We start from the raw sequence: 20,481 nt of genomic DNA, 5'->3' as shown, positions 1-20,481 counted from the left end.
TCTCTGAGTAAAATGTGGCCTGTTCCGGCCCGAATCTGGCCCATTCTCCCCCATAGGGGTAGCAGCAACAATGCCCGCTTGCATCGCCAAAACGGTCCAAAACTGTCACTGCAGTGCTTTCTGTTGGGGCACGGTACTACTACAATCGACCCCATACCTCCCAGCCCTGCGAGACACTTATGAAACTCTCGGCCTTTGGCGAAAAATTCACCGGCAGAACCGGCATCATCGAACTGATGGACGACCTGGGTTCAGCCCTGAACGAAAATCCGGACATGCTGTTCATGGGCGGTGGCAATCCGGCGCAGCTGCCTGCTATCGAGAAAGCCTTCAGCCTGCGGCTGCAGCAACTGCTGGATTCCAGCGAGCAGCGCCACAAACTGCTGGGAATCTATCAGTCACCCCAGGGTGAGCGGGATTTTCGTGCAGAGGTCGCGGGCTTCCTGCGCCAGCAGTTCGACTGGCCGGTTACCGCCAACAATATCGCCGTGGCCAATGGCAGCCAGGCGGCGTTTTTCGTGCTGCTCAATATGTTTGCCGGGGAGATGCCCGATGGCAGCCACCGCAGCATTCACCTGCCGTTGTCACCGGAATACCTGGGTTATGGGGATGTGGGATTGAGCGAGCAGTTTTTCACCGCCACCCGCCCCAGCATTGAGCGCCTTGGAGACCAGCAGTTTAAATACCACGTGGACTTCTCCCAGCTGGAAGTAAAGAAGAGTGCCGGCGCCCTCTGCGTCTCACGCCCCACCAACCCCACCGGTAACGTACTGACCGATGAGGAGGTAGCGCACCTGGATGAGCTGGCCCGCGAGCGCGATATCCCGTTGATTATTGATGGCGCCTATGGACTGCCCTTCCCGTCTATCGTTTTCAACGACGCCCGCCCCCACTGGAACGACAACACCGTGCTGGCACTAAGCCTCTCCAAGCTGGGCCTGCCCGGTGTGCGCACCGGCATCATCGTCGCCCGGGAAGAGATTATCCAGGCCTACACCAACGCCAACACCATTGTGAACCTGGCCTGCGGCAATCTGGGTCCGGCGTTAACCAGAGGCCTGTTCAGCAGCGGCGAGATCCTGACCCTGACCCGCCAACACGTCACCCCCTTCTACCAGCAGCGTTCACAACAGACCCTGCAGTGGTTCCGCCAGGCCCTCGGAGACCTGCCATACCACATCCACAAACCGGAAGGGGCGATATTCCTCTGGCTCTGGTTTGAAGGCTTGCCCATTACCAGTCAGGAGTTGTATGAGCGACTGAAGCAGCGCGGCGTACTGGTGGTTCCAGGCCACAATTTCTTTATCGGAATTGGCGATGGCTGGCAGCACAAGCACGAGTGTATCCGCGTCTCCTATGCGCAGGATGAAGCCACGGTACAACAGGGTGTGAAGATTATTGCCGAGGAAGTGGCGCGGGCTTATGAGGAAGGTTAGGTAAACAGGACGCTTCGCTACAGGATTCAGGACGCTGCGCTACAGGATTCAGGACGCTGCGCTACAGGATTCAGGACGCTGCGCTACAGTTAAAAGATCGCCCTACAACACCTGTAGCGCAGCGTCCTGAATCCTGTAGCGCAGCGTCCTGAATCCTGTAGCGCAGCGTCCTGAATCCTGTAGCGAAGCGTCCTGAACCCTACCCTATCTCCGCCGCCGCCAACTCACAAATCCGGTCACACAGGACCACAGCAGAAACAACCCCGCCAGGAATACCAACAGGGCGTACACGCTGTTCATGCCGTGGCCACTGTGCAGCGGATAAACCGCATTCAACAAACGACGCGGTGACGATACCTCATCCGCCCGCTGTGTGACCCGCAACGTTTCACCGTCCACATCCAGAGTCACCGACGTGCGACCGTTGGGATGCCACTCGCCCGGCAGGCGGAAGCGAATCCGGTATTGGTTATTGTCACCCTGCGGCAAACGAATATAACTCGGCCAGCCATCGGCCATCACTGACCAGGCCGCCATCATGGCAGCGGATGCTGAGATCCCGTGCCCTGCTGAGGATTCGCTTGCGAGCAGTGATCGGGGCATGGGCTGCGTGGTCTCGGCGAGCGGTGGCAGTAGCGGCTTAATCATGATTTGCCACATCATCACTGCTGCCGTCAGCAGCACCAGCAACAGTGGCAGTGCAGCCACTACACCGGCATGGCGGTGATAGTGCAGCATCAGCGGCCTGCGAATCGGCCAGGGCAGCGCCATGCGCCAGCGAAAACCCCGCCGGGCTGGCCACCACAACACCACGCCGGTAACAGCCAGCACAACACCGCCGAAGGCGGCGATCAATAACAACCACTCACCCGGCTCACCCAGCAACAGCTCGGTGTGCAGGCGAAACAACCACGCCATCAGGTCACCGAGCCAGGGGTTGGCCTCGTACCGCTGCAAACTGCCTATGGCGTAAAGCTCTGGCGTGACGCCACTGTAGCGCAGGGTCCAGTAAGGTTCTTCGTCGCTGGGAGCCTTGATCAGTACCGGCTCATCGGCTGGCAGCGTCTCTGCCAGGCGATCCAGTTCCTGCAACAGTGCCTGGCGGTCAAAGCCCGCCGGCAGCGTTGCCCCTTCTGCCACCAGCAGGCGCAGCAGCGGTTGCTTGTAGACCAGCAATGCGCCACTGACAGCAGTCACCAGCAGCATGACCAGTGTCAGGACACCGAGCCAGCGATGCCAGAACCATAACCCGCGCTTACGTGGCATAGCCGTCACACCTCACAACCACAACTTCCCACATTCAGAAACTGCGTTGGTAAGAGAGGGTGAAGCTGCGCCCCATACCCTTGAAGTTGCGCACATCGTTGGGGCTGACCTGGGAGTAGTAGGTGTAGTAATCGCGATTGGTAAGGTTCTGCACACCGAAACTAAGGCGTCCCTCGAACAGCTCCAGGTCTGTCGTCAGGTCGACCGTGGTGTAACCCTCAAACTCGTTAACCACCTCATCATCGCTGTTGCGGAACTTGCGATCCATCAGGTAACTGACCTGCAGGCGGGTGCTGAGAATATCGGTCCAGCTGCGCTGCCAGCTGGCATTAATGCGATCCGGCGCAATGTTGGTACCGCCCAGGTCGCTGTCCACCTTGCCGTCCTGATCGGAGTCATAGCGCCCGTCAGCGCCGGCGTAACGCAGGCCCAGCAGGTCGACATCGGTCGCACTCCAGTCAACCCGGAACTCGATACCGTCCACCTCGGTCTGCTCACGCTTCACGGTGTAAATACCGTCGACGCCTCGCTGCAGGCGCTGACCAAAATCCGAATCGGAGGCGTAATAGCTGAGTTGCATATGCAGGTCGCCGCCTTCGTACTCCACCCCAAGTTCGGTGTTCTCTGTGAGAATGGGTTCGAGATCAAGGAAGGTCTCCACACTCTGGCCCGGTGTATTAATACCTCGCAACACACGACCCACATCGGGCATGGAGAAAGCTTCGGCGTAGTTGGCAAACACGCGCCAGCCACTGTCGAATTTGTAGGTGGCACCGTAGTTGTAAAGAGTCTCGGAGAAATCAGGATCACCCCCCTCCACAAACTGACTGCCATAGGATGCCAGTGTGGTGAAATCATCCACTTCAAGGCGTGACTTCTCGTAACGCACGCCCGTGGTAACGGTCAGACGCTCAATGCCGGTAAACTCGGCCTGCAGGTAGGGTGCAACATTTTCGTAGCGGGTTTCGGGCACCCAGGTACGCCCGGTCTGGATCAGCGCCTGCCAGGTTTCATCCTCCAGCAGGTCCACACCGTAAATCAGGCTCACCGGCAGGCCAGCGACACTCTCTTTGGCGAGGGTAATCTTGAGCCCGGTTTTCTCGGAGTTGTTCTGCGACTGGTCCAACAGACCGGGGCCATAGGCAGGATCCTGGAAAGTCGCCAGAGGATTCACTTCCGCACCGTAAGTTGCTTCGAAATCCTGGCGGAAGGCCTGTACTCGCAGGCTGTGGCTAAGCAGATCATCGTGGCTGTAGGTCAGGCTTGAGGTCATCACCTTGTTGCGCGCCCCCTCGCCGTCAATTTCACCTTTTACCGCACTGCTGGGGATATCGGCATCCACGTCGCCGGCAACGGAGATGTATTCGTTGTTACCTTCGATATCGTAGCGGTTGACCATCAGCTCCAGGCGCTGATTGTCCCAGTTGTAACCGGTCTTCAGGAACAGGTCCAGGGACTCGGAATCCATGGTATCGCCCTGGGTATTATCGACGCCGATGATGTCGCCATTGGCGTCGTAGGCCAGCCCGCTGCTGCGGTAGCTGACGCTGGCCAGCACATCCGCCTGATCAAAACGGTTGGAGACGCTGTAGCTGACCCCGTAGTCAGCACTGTCGCCAACATCTTCCGACTGGAACCCGGTCTCAACCCGAATGCTTTGCTCCAGCTCATCCGACGGCTTTTTGGTAATCAGGTTGATAATTCCTCCTGCCGCGCCGAGGCCGTGGATGGCGTTGGCACCGTGCAGAACCTCCACCCGCTCCAGCAAGTGGGGATCGATAGTATGGCCGTCACGACCGCCGTTGCGCAGCGGGTTGGACTGCGGAATCCCGTCAATCATATAGAGCGGCTTGCGTCCCCGCAGGCTCTCCCCAGCGCTGGTCATCTTCTGTCGGCTGGGCGAGAAGCTGGGTACCAGGTTACCGAGCACAGAAGACAGGTCATTGGAGACCGCCAGCTGCTGCTGCAGATCCAGCTCACTGATAATGGTGACAGTGTTGGGGATGGTATTAAGCGGTTTTTCGATACGGGCGGCGGTAACTACCACCTCCTCGGAAATGGCTGCAGCCAGCAGATCCACGGCAAAGACGGCACCACACAGCAGTGCCGCCTGGGAAACGACGCGGGAAGTTTTCATAGAGTCACACCTTGGTCCAAACGCGCCAGCCCCCGGACGTGGCGCATAAAATCAGGTGCAACTTTATATATAATGATAACGATTATCAACTAGATTAGTATGTATTTTACCAATTGGACACATAAGAGAATTTTGCTGCCAGATCAAAAAACGGCAGTTGTCAGATCCTGATCCTTTCGCACAAACTGCCGCACCTTTTACAGGGGCCCGGGACCTCTTACACCACATCATGCAGCTGGTATCCTTCAATCTGTTCCGCACCCTGGGCCTGCCCAACACCACCTTCATCAAGCCCGAAAGCTTTCAGCGACACCCGGAGAAATACCAGGCGCAGATCGAAGCCGCCGACTGGGTACTCTTCCCCGAGTACTGGCAGCTCAACGGGCTGCTCTACAGCCTCAACAGCCGTATATTTCCCAGCGAATCCACCTACCGTATCGGTCACAACAAGATCGAGATGACCCGCGCCATTCAACTGCTGACCCCCTCCAACCTGCCCCGCACCCTAATTGCGGCCAACAACGACAGTGATGCCGGGCACCTGTGGCAGGCGATGGAATTGCCGTTTGTGGCGAAGCTGGCCAAGGCCAGCCAGGGAGAAGGTGTGTGGCTGATTGAAGACCGGCAGCAGTGGCTTGAGTACCGGCAGCGCGCCGACAGCCTGTATGTGCAGGAGCACCTGCCCATCGACCGCGATCTACGCATTGTAATGGTGGGTAACGAGGTGATTGCCGCCTACTGGCGCCACCAGTCAGAGAGGAGTTTTCACACCAATGTGTCCCGCGGGGGGCATGTCAGCTATGACGATGTACCGGCGGCGGCCATCGACTATGTGCAACAACTGGCGCGCAAACTGAACATCAATCATGCGGGTTTTGATATCGCCATGGTGGACGGCCATCCCTACCTGCTGGAGTTCAACCGTCTGTTTGGCAACCAGGGTATTCCCGGTGGTGGCCGCGCCATTACTGACGCCATGCTGCGTTACCTGCAACAGCACAGCAGCGACCACACCCCCTGGGACCCGGAGTCATCGGACAACTTCACCCTGGCGGTTTAAGTTGCCCGATCTCCGGCGCAATGAGGATTAATCGCCCAGGTAAGCAATGACCTGTGGCAGGTCCACGGTGGTACGAATACCCGGCGCGGCAGCACACACCACCTCAACGGCATTCACAGCCCGGTGAGCGGTCAGGCCCGGGGTAGTGGCCGCCATATCCTCCTCCTTAATCGGGAAGGTAATGCTCATATCCAGTGGTGTGTCACCCTGCACCTGCACCCGCCAGCCGGTCTCGCGCAAGTCCCAGCCCTTGTCGGTGTCGGTGCCCACGTACCAGTTGAGGCGCATCTTCATCAGCGCTTTGCCGTTGCGCATGCCGGAAACGGTAATGCGCTGGGCACCCACCGTACCCGCCTTCACCTCACCGGCGGCGATGTGAATGGTGTCATTGAGAGCGCCCACTTCCCCGCTGACGGTCACTTCGTCCAGCTCCAGGCCAATAGCCTTGGCCAGCTGGCTGAGGGAGAGGCCAAAGCCGTGTTTCACATGCTCCAGGCGCTCTGCACCGAATTCATAGGGTGGCGCACCAAAGCCCATGATCTTGTAGATCATGTCCGGTGAGTTGCGGCTGCTGACATCGGCGAACTCGTCGATGATCAGGCAGTCCAGGCGACGCTGCAGGGAGAGCATGGGGATGGGCAGTGCCTCGGTAATAAAACCGGGGCTGGAACCGGTGCTGTAGATAGATGTGCCGCCAGTTTCACAGGCGCTCAACAGGCGCTGGCGCAGGTCCGCTTCCAGCAGCTCCGGCATGTGGAATTCCACCCGTGTGGTGACCACATTACAGCCAGAGGCCAACAGCTCGCAGATTTCATCGTAGTCACAACCCTGCGGCATATAGAGCACGCAATCGGCACCCAGTGCCTTGATATCCCCGATCTTGTTGGTGGCAATTACCCCCACCGGCGCCCGGCCACAGATCTCACCGGCATCCTTCCCGGCCTTGCTGTCGGAGTAGACATACAGGCCCACCAGCTCCAGGTGCGGGTGATCCAGCACCATCATCAGGGAACGAAGGCCGATATTACCGGTAGCCCACTGCACTACCTTGAGTGGCCGGGACGGTGAGGAGGGGGAATGGGCGGAGAGCGTCATAACCTTATCTTCCTGTTGTTATTCAGTTATCTGGAAAGGCATAAATGATCACGTGATCACTTGGGAATTGCAATCACTGCAATGCAAAGGTTTGTCATGGCCAACCCGCTGCGGCCGGACAGGCTAGCGGCACTGATCCCACGCCGGGGAGCGGCCATCCAGTGCCAGGATCGCGTCTCCCCTCACCGGCCCCAGCCACAACTCGTCAGCCACTCGCAGGGCCACGGTCCCCATGTGCAGAGGGGTTTTGCGCTGACACTTCACCGTGAAATCGGTCACTCCAATGAGCGCGGCGCCGGTAGCAATATGCCGCTCACAGGGCCCACTGGCCATCACGCAGCGGGCGACTTCGGTGGCGGTGGCGTAAAGCCCGGCCGCCACTATTTCCCCTGCTGCTCCCCAGCGCAAATTATCCGGCAGGAACGGCAGCGTCAGGGTTTGACGCTCACCGGTGGCGCGATCCAGGTGCAGCACTTGCCCCGCCGCCCAGGAGTTGACGTACAACTGCTGACCATCCGTACTCACCAGCAAACCATTCGGGGCGAAGATGTCGCTACCGGCAACCGCTTGCCAGCCCCTGCCCCGCTGCCAGACCAGGACGTCACCCATCCAGCGATCGGTCTTTGGGGTACCGCTGATGGAGGCGCCGTAGTTGGTGACGAATACCTGACCCTGTGCATCAACAGCGACGGCGTTACCCATGGCTCCTGCAGGCAGCAGCAGGCACCCCTGCCAACTCAGGCCCAACGTCTTCCCGCCACTTATACGGTAGATTTCGATGGACTCACGGACGCCGTGGTTCACCACCCACAACAACTCGCTGCCATCTTTCGCCACACTGGTGCTGATACCATGGGGCGCCAGTTGGCCGGCCGCTACCGGCTCCCTGCAGGCCGGATCCCGGCGCAGCCCGGAGTCCCGCAGCGGTGTAATTCTATGGGCGTCACCAGTAGCGACATTGACCGCATACAAACCGCCCTGTGACAACGCCCCGCCCGGCATGCTGCTGGCCACCACCCAGCGCCCGCCATCCACCAGCGCCAGGTCTTCTGCATTGGGCACGTTCAGGGTTCTGGCGGCAGCCAGCGGAACGGCGCAGGTGAGAATTGCCAGCAGCAATAGCCGCTGGCTGCAACCGAAAATATTCTGCAACCGCAGTGTGCCCAATCCACTTCCCTCGACTAACACTCCCCGACCCTCCCGCAGCAGGTTATGCCGTGACCTTTACTACCGTTGCCGGTAGCGGCAACTGCTGGTCGGCAAAGTTCAGCACCTGCCCACCGCTGCGTACCCGCTGCAACCTGGCGGGATCAATCTCCTGGACCAGCCAATCGTCATCATCCGCTGCCAGCGCCTGAATGCCGTCGTCGGTAAAACCGATATCGATGGGCGTGTAGAGTCCGGCCTGTCCCACGTTCACATCAATAAGTTCACTCCAGTCCGCCTCGCCACGCAGCGGCGCCTGCAGTACATAGCACTGGTTTTCCAGCGCCCGCGCGCGGCAGCTTACCGCTACCCGGCTGTGACCTGCTGGCTTGTCGGTGCAGGCCGGCACCAGTATCAGTTCCGCACCGGCGTTGGTCAGCGCCATCACCTGCTGCGGGAATTCACTGTCATAACAGATGGCCACGGCAAAGCCCAGCCCCTGCCAGTGGAAACAGTGCAGAGTGTCGCCGCGGGCTATGGCCATGGGAGAGGTTTCGTATTGGGTGAGATGCTGTTTGTCCTGATAGCTCACCTGCCCGTCCGGGAAAAGCACCCAACTGCGGTTCACGTAATTGTTCAGCTCCGGCTTAAACACCAGCAGTCCCGGTGCCACTATCACCATGCCGCGCTTCTGCGCCTGCTCACTGTAGAACTGCACAAACTCCGGCAACAGCGGCTGCAGGTCCGCCAGCTCCCCGGCAACGCTGCGGCCGGCGGGGAACATGGCGCTCAGTTCTATCGCCCCGTACTCGGGGAAGAGCGCAATCTGGACGCTGGCTGGCAGCGCATCGAGTCGTGCGATAACGGTATTGCAGTAGGTTTGCCAGCTGTCAGCCGGCTGCACGCGGTGCTGGGAGGCCGCAATGGTGTAGTGCATCTGTTTCTGTTCCGTCACAAAGGTAAATCAGTTGCTGGCCGTGTTTAGTCCACCAGTGAGCGCAGCCAGAAGGACATGGTTTGCTGCGAAGATTCGGACTGACCGATCTCTTTCCAATTGAAACCCACTTTCAGTTCCGGGTAGTGGCGATAACCGCGCTTGCGCCAGAAGGCGTGCAGGTCACGGTAGTCACCGGGACGGGCGGGATGATCCAGCGCACGCTCCACCGCACAGAAGCCTGTGACCTCCGCGCCTACCGCCCGGGCGTGGGCTTCACGTTCGTCGAAAAATCTGTGCCCCAGCCCCTGCCCCCGGTACTCCGCTAACAGCACCGACTCCCCAAAATAGAAAAAGCGCTGTTCTGCCCAGGGGGTATCGCGGAAGCAGCTCTGGAAGTCAGCGTCGGCGTCCTGCAACCACAGGCCGGTAGCCGCGCCCACAACACGCTCTCCGTCTTTGGCGATCACACACAGGCTGTCGGGGTGCTCGGCATAGTGGGACAGGTAACGGGCTTCATAGGCAGCGTCACCTTCGTAGAGATAGGGAAACTCGCGGAACACGACGATGCGCAGTTCCGCCAGGCTGGGGATGTATGGCTCGATCTCACGGCCGCGCAAGGGGATTACTTCAACAGTCACAATCACTCCGGCATACGGGTTCGGGCGGCAGCAGCCGCGAAACGGGCAACCTTACCACAGCCGCCCCGACGCAGGGATTACCCCTGTGGAGGTAACCGGTGCCCGGTTATTTTACCGGGCACCGGCGAGTGATGTCAGGACGTTACCGGTAGTCCCTCCCCGGCCTGACGGCGACGCAACCAGAGCAGGTAGACCACCGGAATTACCAGCAGCGTCATCAGCATGGAGCTGACAATCCCGCCCACCATGGGCGCGGCTATGCGCTGCATCACCTCAGAGCCGGTGCCTGTTGAGAGCATGGCCGGCAACAATCCCAGCAGTACGGTAATCACGGTCATCATCACCGGCCGCACCCGCTGCACGGCGCCTTCCATAATCACCGTGGACAAAGGCGTGTCTGCCACAGCCGCTTCCAGTGCCTGGTTAAGGTAGACCATCATCATCACACCATTGCCCACCGTCACCCCTGCCAGCGCAATAAAGCCCACACCGACCACCACCGACAGATTGAAGCTCAGTAACCACAACAGCCAGACACCACCACAGAGTGCAAAGGGCACAATGGTGAGCGCCAGTGCCACATCGAAGGCCCGGCGGAAAGTGAGATAGAGCAGCACCGTAATCAGCAACAACGTCATGGGCACAATCAGCATCAAGCGCTCCGCCGCACGCTGCATGTACTGGTACTGGCCGCTCCACTCCAGCGCATAACCGGGCGGTAACTGCAGACCACTGTCGATGCGCTGCTGCGCCTGCGCCACAAAGTCTCCCAGCGAGCGCCCTTCCACATCGATCAGGACCCGCGCCGCCGGACGACTGTTTTCCGTACGCACCATGCTGGGCCCGTCATCCACATACACCTGTGCCACATCGGCGAGGGTGATGCTCTGCCCCTGCGGCGTCAGCAGCGGCAGGTCGCGCAGTTTTTTCAGGCTGTCGCGGTAGTCCCGTGGGTAGCGCAGGTTAACCGGGTAACGCTCCAGCCCCTCCACCGTTTGCGTGACATCTTCACCGCCGATCGCCACTGCAGCAATGTCGTGGATGTCGGCAATATTGAGGCCGTAACGGGCCGCCTTCAGGCGGTCGATATCCACCCGGATATAGCGACTGCTGCTCACCTGTTCAGCGTAGACGGATACGGCACCATCCAGTGGCGAGAGCAAGCCCTCCAGGCGTCTCCCCAGACGTCCCAGCTCGTCCAGCTCCGGCCCGGTGAGCACCAGCCCCAGGGGTGTTTTGATACCGGTCGCCAACATATCGATCCGGGTGCGGATGGGCATCACCCAACTGTTGCTGACACCGGGCAACCGTACCCGCTGATCCAGCTCCTGGCGCAACCGTTCCGGCGTCATACCGGGGCGCCACTGCGCCCGCGGTTTAAACTGAATCACGGTTTCGATCATGGTCAGCGGCGCCGGGTCGGTGGCGGTTTCCGCGCGGCCAATCTTGCCAAAGACTGTGGCCACCTCCGGCACTGACATGATCAGTTTGTCGGTAATCTGCAGCAGACGTCGCGCCTCACCGGTGGAGATAGCCGCCTGGGTGGTGGGCATGTACATCAGGTCACCCTCATCCAGCGGGCCGAGAAACTCGCTGCCCAGTTGGCGCAATGGCCACACACTTAACAGCAGAAACAGCACACTGACCGCTACAGTTACCCAGGGGCGCGCCAACACCGCCCGCAACATAGGCCGGTAGATGGCGTGCAGGGCGCGGTTACAGGGGTTGCGTGTCTCCGGCTGCAGGGGGCCCTTGAGCCAGTAGCCGATCAGCACCGGAATCAGGGTAATGGTGAGGCCGGCAGCCACCACCATGGCGTAGGATTTGGTATAGGCCAGCGGTGCAAACAGTCGCCCCTCCTGCGCCTGCAAACTCAGCACCGGCAGAAAACTCACCGCCTCGATCAGCATGGAGAGACACAGCGCCGGCCCCACCGCCAGACTGGCCTCCCGCACCAGCGACCAGTGCTCCTCGCGATTGGCCACCCGCCCCTCGCGCTGCTGGAAACGCTGCAGCTGCTTGTGGGCGTTTTCCAGCATCACAATGCTGCCATCCACCATGGAGCCGATAGCAACGGCGATACCACCCAGTGACATGATATTGGCATTCAACCCCTGCCAGTACATCAGCATAAAGCTGCCCAGCACCCCCAAAGGCAAACTGACCAACACCACCAGCGACGAGCGGAAGTGCCACAAAAACAGTGCACAGATCAGCACCACGATCATCAGCTGCAGGGTCAGTGTGGAGGTCAGGCTGAACACGGCCTCATGCACCAGCTGCGAGCGGTCATAGGTGGTGACCAGTTCCACACCGGCCGGCAGGCCCGCCTGTAACTGTGCCAGTTTCTCTTTGACGTCAGCGATAACCCGGCTGGCGTTTTCGCCAAAGCGCATCACCACCATGGCACCGGTCACTTCCCCCAGACCATTGAGCTCGGCGATACCACGACGCATCTGCGGTCCCAGCCGCACATCCGCCACGTCGGAGAGCAGCACCGGAATACCGGCGGCGGTGACTTTTAGCGGCAGGTCCTTTAACTGTCCCACCGAGCTGACATAGCCACCCATGCGCACCATGTACTCGGCTTCCGCCATTTCAATCACACTGGCACCGGACTCCTGGTTAGCGGCTTTCAACAAACGCCGCAGTTGCGGCAGGGTCACGCCGTAGGCGCGCAGCTTGTCGGGATCCGCCACCACCTGGTACTGGCGCACCATGCCGCCGACAGTCGCCACTTCGCTGACGCCTGCCACCGATTGCAGCTGCGGCTTCAGGTACCAGTCCTGCAGGCTGCGCAGTTGTGCCAGGTCGCGCTGGCCGCTGCTGTCGATCAGGGCGTAACTGAACACCCAGCCCACACCGGTGGCATCCGGTCCCAGCTGCGGATTGGCACCGTCGGGCAGGCGCCCGGGCATCTGGCTCAGGTACTCCAGTACCCGCGCCCGCGCCCAATACATATCAGTGCCATCCTCGAACAACACGTAGACATAGGAGGTGCCGTACATGGAAATGCCACGCACATTGGTGGCCCCCGGCACCGCCAGCATGGCGGTGGTTAACGGGTAGGTGACCTGATCCTCCACCACTTCCGGTGCCTGACCGGCGTAATCGGTTTTGATGATCACCTGCACATCGGAGAGATCCGGCAACGCATCCACAGGTGTCTGCCGCACAATCCAGCTGCCAAAACACAACAGCGCCAACGCCCCCAGCATCACCAATACGCGGTTATCCAGCGCCTGCAGAATAATCGCGCGAATCATGAGCCGCTCTCCATACTGTGCGACCCGTGTTCCATGCCCCCGGAGCCGGAGTCCATGCCCGGGGCCTCACCTTCCATACCGGGAATCATGTCATCCATGCGCAGCATTTCCGCCTCCAGGCTGGACTCGGAATCCAGCAGGAACTGGCCGGAGACCACCACCTGTTGCCCCTCTTCCAGACCCTCCCGGATGACGATGCGGTCGCCCACTTCCCAACCCGTCTCCACCGCCACCGAGCGGAAGCGGCCATCGCCCAGACCAAGCACCACACGGTCACCGCCGGCACTGCGGATCACCGCCTGCCGCGGCACGGTGAGGGCCTCAAATTCATTGGAGATAATCTCCACCCTGGCAAACATATTGGGTTTGAGGCGGTGATCCTTGTTGTCGAAGCGCAGTCGCACCCGCTGGCTGCGGGTGGCAGCATCGAGGGTGGGGTAGATGTACTCCACCTGCCCCTCCCAGCGCTGACCGGGGAAATAGTCCAGCGTCATCACCGCCTGCTGTCCGACCCGGATACGGGACAGGTGCCGTTCGAACACCTCCGCCACCACCCACACGCTGTCGATGGAGACCATCTCCAGGGCAATTTCGGACGGTGTCAGGTAACTGCCATCACGCACTTTCAATTGCGCCAGGTGACCATCACGGGGCGCCACATAGGGCAGTGTGCGCATGTTTTCCGGCACCAGTGAACCGCGCGGCAATTTATCCAGCTGGCGAATACGGAACTCGGGAATCGCCAGCGCCCGCATACGGCCCAGTGCACCACGGATCAAACCGGGGTCGCGGGAGTTGCGGGCACTGAGGTAGTTGTCCTGGGCGTGCAGCAACTCCGGCGAGTAGAAGTCGAACAACTTCTGTCCCTTGGTTACCTGCTCACCCACTTCAAACACCTGCAGGTTTTCCACCCAGCCTTCGGTACGCACCGTCATCTGTTCACGGCTGTCTTCGTTGTGGCCTACCACACCAAAGGCGGCGATGACCGGTTTGAGCTGACTGCGCTGTACCTGGCCGAGGGCAACGCCGAGGTTATTCACTACCGCCGGCGACACCTTCACCTCACCGGCGGCCACGGCTTGCTCGTCTTCGTAGACCGGCACCAGGTCCATCCCCATGGGGGATTTACCGGGCTTGTCACGGCGATAGTTGGGGTCCATTGGCGCCACCCAATAGGCAATAGGACGCCCGGTGCTCTTTTCCTCCGCCACGGGAGACATTTGGGTTTGTGCAAATTCGCGGGGAGTCAGCAGCCAGGCAGACGCGGCGGCCAGCACGGCGCCGACACAGGCGCCCCACACAAACGAGGAGAGTTTCATAACAGTAAATCCTGAACACAAAAACGACATGGCGACGCCGCAACCGGGCAGTCACCTCCCGGAATGAGTTCAGGATCTATTCGATAAAACGATCAAACAGCAGAAACAGGGCCGGTGGCCCACGCTGGGGCGGCTCGCTACCGGGATAGCGAGTGAGACGTTGTGGCGCTACGGGGCTGACCTGCAGCCAGGCCTGTGCCAGAAAGACGGGGATTGGCAGGGTGTCCGCCGCGGCAGCAGCACGCTTATCCAGGGCTGAATCCTGGGCGCAGAGGTCACAGGCATCGGCGGCTGGCGGCTGTAACTCTTCAGGGCAGCAGTCGTGGCCGCTGTCACTCTGCTCCAACACCACAGCAACGGTGTTGGCCGCCTGCATACTGGCCTGGCACCACTGCCCGGACAACAGGGTCAGGCAGCATAACGCCAGCAACCACAGGCGTTTGGCCTGGGGTAGTCGACGAAAGCGGTTTGACGCCAGAGGGCGGAGAGGATACAACACGGTGCAATTGACCTGGCTGACACAAGTGAAAGAAGTATAAACCTTCCCCTTGGAGTAAGGTCAACTGACATCTGTGTTCTTTGCTACCCGGGCCATCACCATGTGCGGTCGCTTTAACATCAACCAGACTCCCGGCCTGCAGTCCCTGCTGGAGGCGCTGGGCACGAACGTGGCGCTGGCCAACCAGTACAACATCGCCCCCACCGAAAGTGTGCCCATCATCTATGAAGCGGAGGGCCAGCGCTCCTGCCACCCGGCCCGCTGGTGGCTGACACCGTCCTGGTCACCGGGGCCCGACACCCGCTTTTCCATGTTCAACGCCCGCGCCGAAACCCTGGAGCAGAGCCGGGCCTTCAAGGGTCCCTTCCGTCACAGGCGCTGCGTCATACCCTGTACGTCTTTTGTGGAGTGGAAGACGGAGGGCGGCAGTAAACAGCCCTGGGAAATCTTCCGCCCCGATGGCGCCATCGCCTTTGCCGGCCTGTGGGATCTGTGGGGCGACGAGCTGCTCTCCTGCTGTATTGTCACCACGGCCGCCAGTGAATCCCTCAGCGTCATCCATAATCGCATGCCGGTCATGCTGGATCGCGCCGGCTGTGACCTGTGGCTGGACACCACCCAGCCCACGGCCCGGCTGGCACCCCTGATGCAACCGGAGGCCCCCTACCCCCTCAGCTACCGGCCGGTACACACCAGTATCAACAACGCCCGCCACAAGGTACTGCCGGAGCCGCTGTAGCTTGCCGCCGCAACACAAAGCCACGCACCGATGATGGGCATCCTGGCCCGGAATTAGTGATCCCCGGGCCCCGGTGTTAAATTAAGGGGGTATCCTTACTTTCACGTTCGCAGTAACCGGTTGTATTCGTCATGAGCCAGGCAGTCCATATCCCGTTCGACAATCTGTACGTCACTCTTGATGAGCGGCTCTTCAGTCACCGTCACCCCACGCCGGTCAAACAACCGGGACTGATCCGGGTAAACGATCCATTGGCAAGGCTGCTGGGGATTGACCCGCAAGCACTGCAGTCGGCCGAGGGCGTCAATATCCTGGCCGGCAATGCCGTAGCCGAAGGTTCACAACCCATCGCCACCGTCTACGCCGGCCACCAGTTTGGCAGCTGGAACCCGCAATTGGGGGATGGCCGCGCCATCCTGCTGGGCGAAGTGATTGGCAGCGACGGTCTGCGCTACGACGTGCAGCTGAAAGGCGCTGGCGAAACCCCCTACTCCCGTATGGGCGACGGCCGCTCGCCGCTGGGACCGGTACTGCGCGAATACATTGTCAGTGAAGCCATGTACGCCTTAGGTGTACCTACCACCCGGGCGCTGGCGGCGGTGACCACCGGTGAACGGGTAGCGCGGGATGACATTTTTCCGGGTGCCATCCTCACCCGTGTGGCCCGCAGCCATATCCGCGTCGGCACCTTCCAGTTCTTCGGCGCGCGGGAGGATTGGGAAGCGGTACGCACCCTCGCCGATCACGTGATCGAGCGTCACTACCCCCACATCAGTGGCAGCACCGCCCCTTACCTGGAGCTGCTGCAAACCGTGGTTGAACGGCAGGCACAATTGATCGCCCAGTGGCAAAGCATTGGCTTTATTCACGGCGTGATGAACACCGACAACATGCTGGTGGGTGGCGAAACCGTGGACTTCGGCCCCTGCGCGTTTATGGAGAGCTACGACCCACGCACAGTGTTCAGTTCCATCGACCGCCAGGGTCGCTACGCCTACGCCAACCAGCCGGGCATTGCCCACTGGAACCTGGCCTGGCTGGCGCAATCGCTGCTGCCACTGCTGCACCCGGACGAAAAAACCGCGCTGGAGTTGGCGGGCCAGGCACTGAATGTTTTCCCCGATCTCTACAACCAGCACTACACCCGGCTGATGTGCAAGAAGCTGGGCTTCGAGGAGCCCGGAGAAGAACCCCGCGCACTGATGATCGAATTCCTGACACTGCTGCAACAGGAGTCACTGGATTTCACCCTCAGCTTCCGGGTGCTGGCGGATTACCTGGGCAGTGAAGAACCCGCAGCTGGCAGCGTTGGTGAGCTTTATCCCCTGCCCTTCACATTGAATGATTGGCTGGGGCGCTGGCGGGATGAGTTGGGCGTGGCGTCCATGGACAGTAATCAACTGCAAACCTTGCGTCAGCAATTGCAGAGTACAAACCCGGTATTTCTTCCCCGCAACCATCGTGTTGAAGAGGCAATCCAGGCGGGTAACCGGGGCGACTTCGGGCCCTTCCACAAGCTGGTGGATCTGCTGACCAAGCCGTTTGATTTTGATCCTGACCACAGTGAGTATATTTTTCCGGCAAAGCCGGAAGAGGCGGTTACGCGTACGTTTTGTGGTACCTGAGCCTGTTTTAAAAAAGCCCACTGCCTTGGGATGATTCTGAACTCATTACGGTCTGCAGTGAAATTGAAGGGCTAAGCTTTGCGTTTTGCGCAGTGATTTTAAACCTTGGGTTTCGCCCTCCCGGGCAAGTTACTTTTCTTTGTTTGGGCAAAGAAATACCGATACAGCGGGCACACGTGAGTAGCCAAAAGAAAGCCCAGCCCCACCTCCGCGCCATACCCCATCCACCTTAACCCAACACTGTCATTCCCGCGCAGGCGGGAATCCAATCCCGCGAGCTCCACCGGACTCCCGTCTGCGCGGGAGTGACAAAGATGGAGAGAGCATGGCGGAAATTCTCCTTGTACGCGGAAGTGACAAAGTTGTTGCGAACAGAGCCCACATAAAACCTTACACCGCTTAAACGAAATCGGCCCCAAACCTTTGCAGGGTTGGGGCCGATCTGTTTCTGGTCCGGGCGTTCCCGGCTGCTGTATCAGGCGCTGGCGTTGGCGCTACCGTCTGCGCCGGTCTCCTCTTCCTGTGCCTTGACGATACGGGCATCGCGCTGGTCACCCTCAGGGCGCAGGTGCGGACCCCAGCCGTTGCCGGTGTCGTAGGTACCGAACAGCCAGTCGTAGAACAGGGAGATGGTGGCAAAGTTACCGCCGGTGAAACGGGCGTGGTGTACGTGGTGCATGTAGGACATGTAGTTCAGGTACTTGAACGGGAAGCGGTCCTCCTGCATACGGTCGTGGTTGTGCAGGTTGATCTCGGAGAAGGCTATGCAGGTGATGGCAATGGTGATCACGCTGAAGTCACCCATGATCAGGCCGGTCAGCCCGATGGTGGCACCGTAGAGCAGCACACCGGCACAGGTTTCAATGGGGTGCAGGTAGTTGGAGTCCTGGCGACAGGGGTTGCGCTGCTGGTGGTGCACGGCGTGTACCCATACCAGGGGGCCACCATCGTGGAACAGGAAGCGGTGTACCAGGTAATAGAAGAAGTCGTAAACCATCAGGATCACGAACACGTCCAGCAGGATCTCCCACCAGGCCTGGGATTCGGTGGTGATCACCCAGGGAGTAATGACGTAGAAGTTGATCAGCAGTGCGGTAAAGCCCCAGCGCTTGCTGCGGTTCTGGATAGGGTTGTAGTAGCTCTTTTTAACCTGCTGGGCAGCCGCCTCTTTGTTGGTACGGGATACCTTGCCAAAGGCCGGTACCAGTTTCAGCACAAATGACGCGGCGAAAGGAATCGCCAGCACCGCGATCATGACGTAGAACGCTGCCAGCCACTGGTAGCTATCGGTTGGGTTTTGCATCGGCAGAAAGTCCATGACTGCTTTCCTCTTATGATGGTTATCTGTTATCCCGCCAACCCGGGGCTCTCTCTCACCGGGCTCCGCTCTAAATGAACTGCGGATGTTGGCTGGTCCGGAGCACCTGTGGTGCGACCATGGAGAAATAGTAAACCCCGCTTGTCTGAATGGTCAACATGGTATAACTACCCTTTGATTGAGCCAGATCAAGAAACGTTGACTTCGTGCCCCAGGGAAGGGAAAGAATTCAGTATCCCCATGTTTTTATTCAATTTATTGAAATCAGAGACGAGAGAGGCAGCACCCCGGAATGGTCAACCAGGGTTGTCGATAGGAGGAGATAGCTGCGTTTCAGCAGGAAGTGACAGCAGCGGGCTGCGTGCAAGACCGCTGGCTGATCAGGAGAAGCTGCCCAGGTGGATGGCACCTTGTGGAGGCTGTTGCAGTACCTGCCAGAGCAGGTCGCAGAGTTCTACCGGATAGAGTTTGAGCTGCGGCAATCGCTCGCGATGGACCCACTCCACCGACTGCACGATATGCTCGTCGCCGGCCCCCTGCAGGTTGTCGGTGGTGACCTCCCCGCTCCAGCCTGTGATGCGGTAGAAGAGCTCAACGTGGTAGGTGTGGGAAAACTTCTCGTAGAACTCCCGCACAAACACCAGCTCGCCAACATTCACCTCAAGGCCACTCTCTTCCAGCAGCTCGCGACGGACAGTCGCTACCGTGGAGCCATCCTCACCTTCAAAGCCGCCTCCGGGTGGGCCCCACCATTCGACACCGTTATGGCTGTGGCGGACCAGCAGGATGTGGTCGCCGTCAACGACGAGGCCAGCGGCGCGTATGCGATGTTTCATGTAATTCTACAACCGTTGCGTTACTACCGTTCAAGAGCCCCGATGGTAACACCGATAGCCACTCCATGGCGTTTATGCACTGCCGTTTGCTGGCCGGTAAGTGCCCCCTAACCCGCGGGCGACCTCATTTTGTCCAGAATACGGGCGCAGCGCAGACCGTCGCTGAAGTCCGGTGCCAGCGGCCCGGCCTTTGCAATCGCCTGGCAAACCTCTGCCGCCCAGGCTTTCATCGCCAGCGGAATCACATAGCCACCAACGCCCTCGACTACCTGCTCGTCACCACTGACAGGCTTCAACCTCAGGCTGCCATCCGGCAGGCACTCCAGGCTGCCTTCGCTGCCCAGTACCACTATTCTCGGAGCCAGATTCACCGGTGCGGCAAAGGCGGTATCCAGGGTTGCCGTCATACCATTGGCCAAGCGGAACTGGGCGATCAACGCATCTTCCGCCGTGCATTCAAACTGCTGTGATTGCTGCTCACCGGCACCCTGCCGCACCGGCACATCGATGCGGGGCAGGCACTGCACCTCGGTAATCTCACCGAACATCCAGTGCAGGGCATCGACCACGTGACTGGCGTAAGCACCGATCCAGCCCCCTCCCCGGTTTTTGTCGCACAACCAGCCGTAGGGACGATCCCGCCCGAAATTCATGTAGGCACTGCAGGCGTAATGTTGCGGGGTGCCAATGGCGCCTGTATCCAGCAGCTCTTTCAGCTTCTGGCGCTGCGGCTCAAAGCGGAACTCAAAGTTGAGGAAGTGACGTACCCCGGCCTTTTCAGCCAGCTGCAGCATCTGTTCCGCTTCCGCGGCATTACAACCAAAGGGTTTGTCGCACAGTACATGGCGGCCATGTTCTGTGGCCCACTGCACGTGTTGCAGGTGCATAAAGGGCGGCGAGTGAATCGAGACCAGATCACAAGGAGCCGCAATCGCTGCCCGCACAGCGGTTTCATCGCGGGGTGAAACCACCGTCACCTCGCAGCCAACTGCTTCAAACGCCGGCGCGGCAGTCTGTTTGCCAAAGCCGGTTCCAATAACCACCACTTTCAGGGACATAGTCGAATCCGTATCTGTTTTATTGTCGATGCCCGTACCGGTTTTTCAGACGGTATTGGCGCAAACCATAACACAGAGGCCGGCAAACATCGCGAAGCGCAACCGG

General features: G+C 59.9%; 16 protein-coding genes. 4 read left to right on the top strand and 12 right to left on the bottom strand.

Annotation, left to right across the window (positions count from 1 at the left end; genetic code table 11):
* The first annotated feature begins 179 nt into the window (after window positions 1–179).
* Window positions 180–1,436 carry a valine--pyruvate transaminase gene (locus GSF27_RS00600; protein WP_160964671.1) on the top strand — a complete coding sequence of 419 codons (1,257 nt, stop codon included), beginning with the start codon at window positions 180–182 and terminating at the stop codon, window positions 1,434–1,436.
* A gap of 204 nt (window positions 1,437–1,640) precedes the next feature.
* On the opposite strand, the gene GSF27_RS00595 is transcribed toward GSF27_RS00600, so the two are convergent.
* Both GSF27_RS00595 and GSF27_RS00590 read right to left on the bottom strand, forming a co-directional pair.
* Entirely contained in the window at window positions 1,641–2,702 is a 1,062-nt protein-coding gene (locus GSF27_RS00595; protein WP_160964669.1) for a PepSY domain-containing protein, read from the bottom strand.
* A 34-nt stretch (window positions 2,703–2,736) separates the two neighbouring features.
* The gene (locus GSF27_RS00590; protein ID WP_160964667.1) at window positions 2,737–4,839 is read right to left on the bottom strand and encodes a TonB-dependent receptor; all 2,103 of its coding nucleotides are present in this window, start codon (window positions 4,837–4,839) and stop codon (window positions 2,737–2,739) included.
* 229 nt (window positions 4,840–5,068) lie between these two features.
* Between GSF27_RS00590 and GSF27_RS00585 the strand changes: the two genes are divergently transcribed.
* Window positions 5,069–5,899, top strand: a complete 831-nt coding sequence (locus GSF27_RS00585) for a RimK family alpha-L-glutamate ligase (RefSeq protein WP_160964665.1) — start codon at window positions 5,069–5,071, stop codon at window positions 5,897–5,899.
* Between the two features lie 27 nt (window positions 5,900–5,926).
* Here the strand turns inward: GSF27_RS00585 and GSF27_RS00580 are convergent, their stop codons facing one another.
* The 7 genes from GSF27_RS00580 to GSF27_RS00550 all read right to left on the bottom strand — a co-directional run bounded on the left by GSF27_RS00580 (window position 5,927) and on the right by GSF27_RS00550 (window position 14,799).
* On the bottom strand, window positions 5,927–6,994 hold the full coding sequence (locus GSF27_RS00580; protein ID WP_160964663.1) for a dihydrodipicolinate reductase: 1,068 nt from the start codon (window positions 6,992–6,994) through the stop codon (window positions 5,927–5,929).
* Between the two features lie 123 nt (window positions 6,995–7,117).
* Window positions 7,118–8,182 carry a hypothetical protein gene (locus GSF27_RS00575; protein ID WP_160964661.1) on the bottom strand — a complete coding sequence of 355 codons (1,065 nt, stop codon included), beginning with the start codon at window positions 8,180–8,182 and terminating at the stop codon, window positions 7,118–7,120.
* Between the two features lie 22 nt (window positions 8,183–8,204).
* Window positions 8,205–9,095 (bottom strand): nitrilase-related carbon-nitrogen hydrolase, encoded by an 891-nt coding sequence (locus GSF27_RS00570; RefSeq protein ID WP_160964659.1) that lies wholly within the window; start codon window positions 9,093–9,095, stop codon window positions 8,205–8,207.
* A 26-nt stretch (window positions 9,096–9,121) separates the two neighbouring features.
* Entirely contained in the window at window positions 9,122–9,715 is a 594-nt protein-coding gene (locus GSF27_RS00565) for a GNAT family N-acetyltransferase (protein ID WP_202410219.1), read from the bottom strand.
* A gap of 134 nt (window positions 9,716–9,849) precedes the next feature.
* A complete protein-coding gene (locus GSF27_RS00560; RefSeq protein WP_160964657.1) occupies window positions 9,850–12,981 on the bottom strand; it encodes an efflux RND transporter permease subunit in 3,132 nt (1,043 codons plus the stop codon).
* Window positions 12,978–14,300, bottom strand: a complete 1,323-nt coding sequence (locus tag GSF27_RS00555) for an efflux RND transporter periplasmic adaptor subunit (protein WP_160964655.1) — start codon at window positions 14,298–14,300, stop codon at window positions 12,978–12,980. Before GSF27_RS00555 ends, GSF27_RS00560 begins: the two co-directional genes overlap by 4 nt.
* Before the next feature lie 76 nt (window positions 14,301–14,376).
* Entirely contained in the window at window positions 14,377–14,799 is a 423-nt protein-coding gene (locus GSF27_RS00550; RefSeq protein WP_160964653.1) for a hypothetical protein, read from the bottom strand.
* A gap of 73 nt (window positions 14,800–14,872) precedes the next feature.
* On the opposite strand from GSF27_RS00550, the gene GSF27_RS00545 reads away from it, so the two are divergent.
* Window positions 14,873–15,538: an SOS response-associated peptidase gene (locus GSF27_RS00545; protein ID WP_160964651.1), complete on the top strand. Its 666-nt coding sequence runs from the start codon at window positions 14,873–14,875 to the stop codon at window positions 15,536–15,538.
* Window positions 15,539–15,669: 131 nt separating this feature from the next.
* On the top strand, window positions 15,670–17,163 hold the full coding sequence (locus GSF27_RS00540; protein ID WP_160964649.1) for a YdiU family protein: 1,494 nt from the start codon (window positions 15,670–15,672) through the stop codon (window positions 17,161–17,163).
* 475 nt (window positions 17,164–17,638) lie between these two features.
* Here the strand turns inward: GSF27_RS00540 and GSF27_RS00535 are convergent, their stop codons facing one another.
* The 3 genes from GSF27_RS00535 to GSF27_RS00525 form a co-directional block, all read right to left on the bottom strand.
* Window positions 17,639–18,481, bottom strand: coding sequence for a sterol desaturase family protein (locus tag GSF27_RS00535; protein WP_160964647.1), 843 nt, complete (start codon window positions 18,479–18,481; stop codon window positions 17,639–17,641).
* A gap of 380 nt (window positions 18,482–18,861) precedes the next feature.
* Entirely contained in the window at window positions 18,862–19,317 is a 456-nt protein-coding gene (locus GSF27_RS00530) for an NUDIX domain-containing protein (RefSeq protein WP_160964645.1), read from the bottom strand.
* A gap of 107 nt (window positions 19,318–19,424) precedes the next feature.
* Window positions 19,425–20,375 carry a Gfo/Idh/MocA family protein gene (locus GSF27_RS00525; RefSeq protein WP_160964643.1) on the bottom strand — a complete coding sequence of 317 codons (951 nt, stop codon included), beginning with the start codon at window positions 20,373–20,375 and terminating at the stop codon, window positions 19,425–19,427.
* Between the last annotated feature and the right edge of the window lie 106 nt (window positions 20,376–20,481).

The sequence above is a fragment of the Pseudomaricurvus sp. HS19 genome (genome assembly GCF_009857815.1).
In the GTDB taxonomy this organism is placed as follows: domain Bacteria; phylum Pseudomonadota; class Gammaproteobacteria; order Pseudomonadales; family Cellvibrionaceae; genus Pseudomaricurvus.
The sequence above is the reverse complement of the archived record's forward strand: the minus strand, read 5'-3'. Positions and strand labels throughout refer to the sequence as shown.

Bases quoted from the DNA above. Each gene is read 5' to 3' on its own strand.
- GSF27_RS00600 (WP_160964671.1), top strand. From the start codon at position 180: ATGAAACTCTCGGCCTTTGGCGAAAAATTCACCGGCAGAACCGGCATC.
- GSF27_RS00535 (WP_160964647.1), bottom strand. From the start codon at position 18,481: ATGGACTTTCTGCCGATGCAAAACCCAACCGATAGCTACCAGTGGCTG.
- GSF27_RS00555 (WP_160964655.1), bottom strand. From the start codon at position 14,300: ATGAAACTCTCCTCGTTTGTGTGGGGCGCCTGTGTCGGCGCCGTGCTG.
- GSF27_RS00580 (WP_160964663.1), bottom strand. From the start codon at position 6,994: ATGACGCTCTCCGCCCATTCCCCCTCCTCACCGTCCCGGCCACTCAAG.
- GSF27_RS00560 (WP_160964657.1), bottom strand. From the start codon at position 12,981: ATGATTCGCGCGATTATTCTGCAGGCGCTGGATAACCGCGTATTGGTG.
- GSF27_RS00590 (WP_160964667.1), bottom strand. From the start codon at position 4,839: ATGAAAACTTCCCGCGTCGTTTCCCAGGCGGCACTGCTGTGTGGTGCC.
- GSF27_RS00525 (WP_160964643.1), bottom strand. From the start codon at position 20,375: ATGTCCCTGAAAGTGGTGGTTATTGGAACCGGCTTTGGCAAACAGACT.
- GSF27_RS00585 (WP_160964665.1), top strand. From the start codon at position 5,069: ATGCAGCTGGTATCCTTCAATCTGTTCCGCACCCTGGGCCTGCCCAAC.
- GSF27_RS00595 (WP_160964669.1), bottom strand. From the start codon at position 2,702: ATGCCACGTAAGCGCGGGTTATGGTTCTGGCATCGCTGGCTCGGTGTC.
- GSF27_RS00540 (WP_160964649.1), top strand. From the start codon at position 15,670: ATGAGCCAGGCAGTCCATATCCCGTTCGACAATCTGTACGTCACTCTT.
- GSF27_RS00530 (WP_160964645.1), bottom strand. From the start codon at position 19,317: ATGAAACATCGCATACGCGCCGCTGGCCTCGTCGTTGACGGCGACCAC.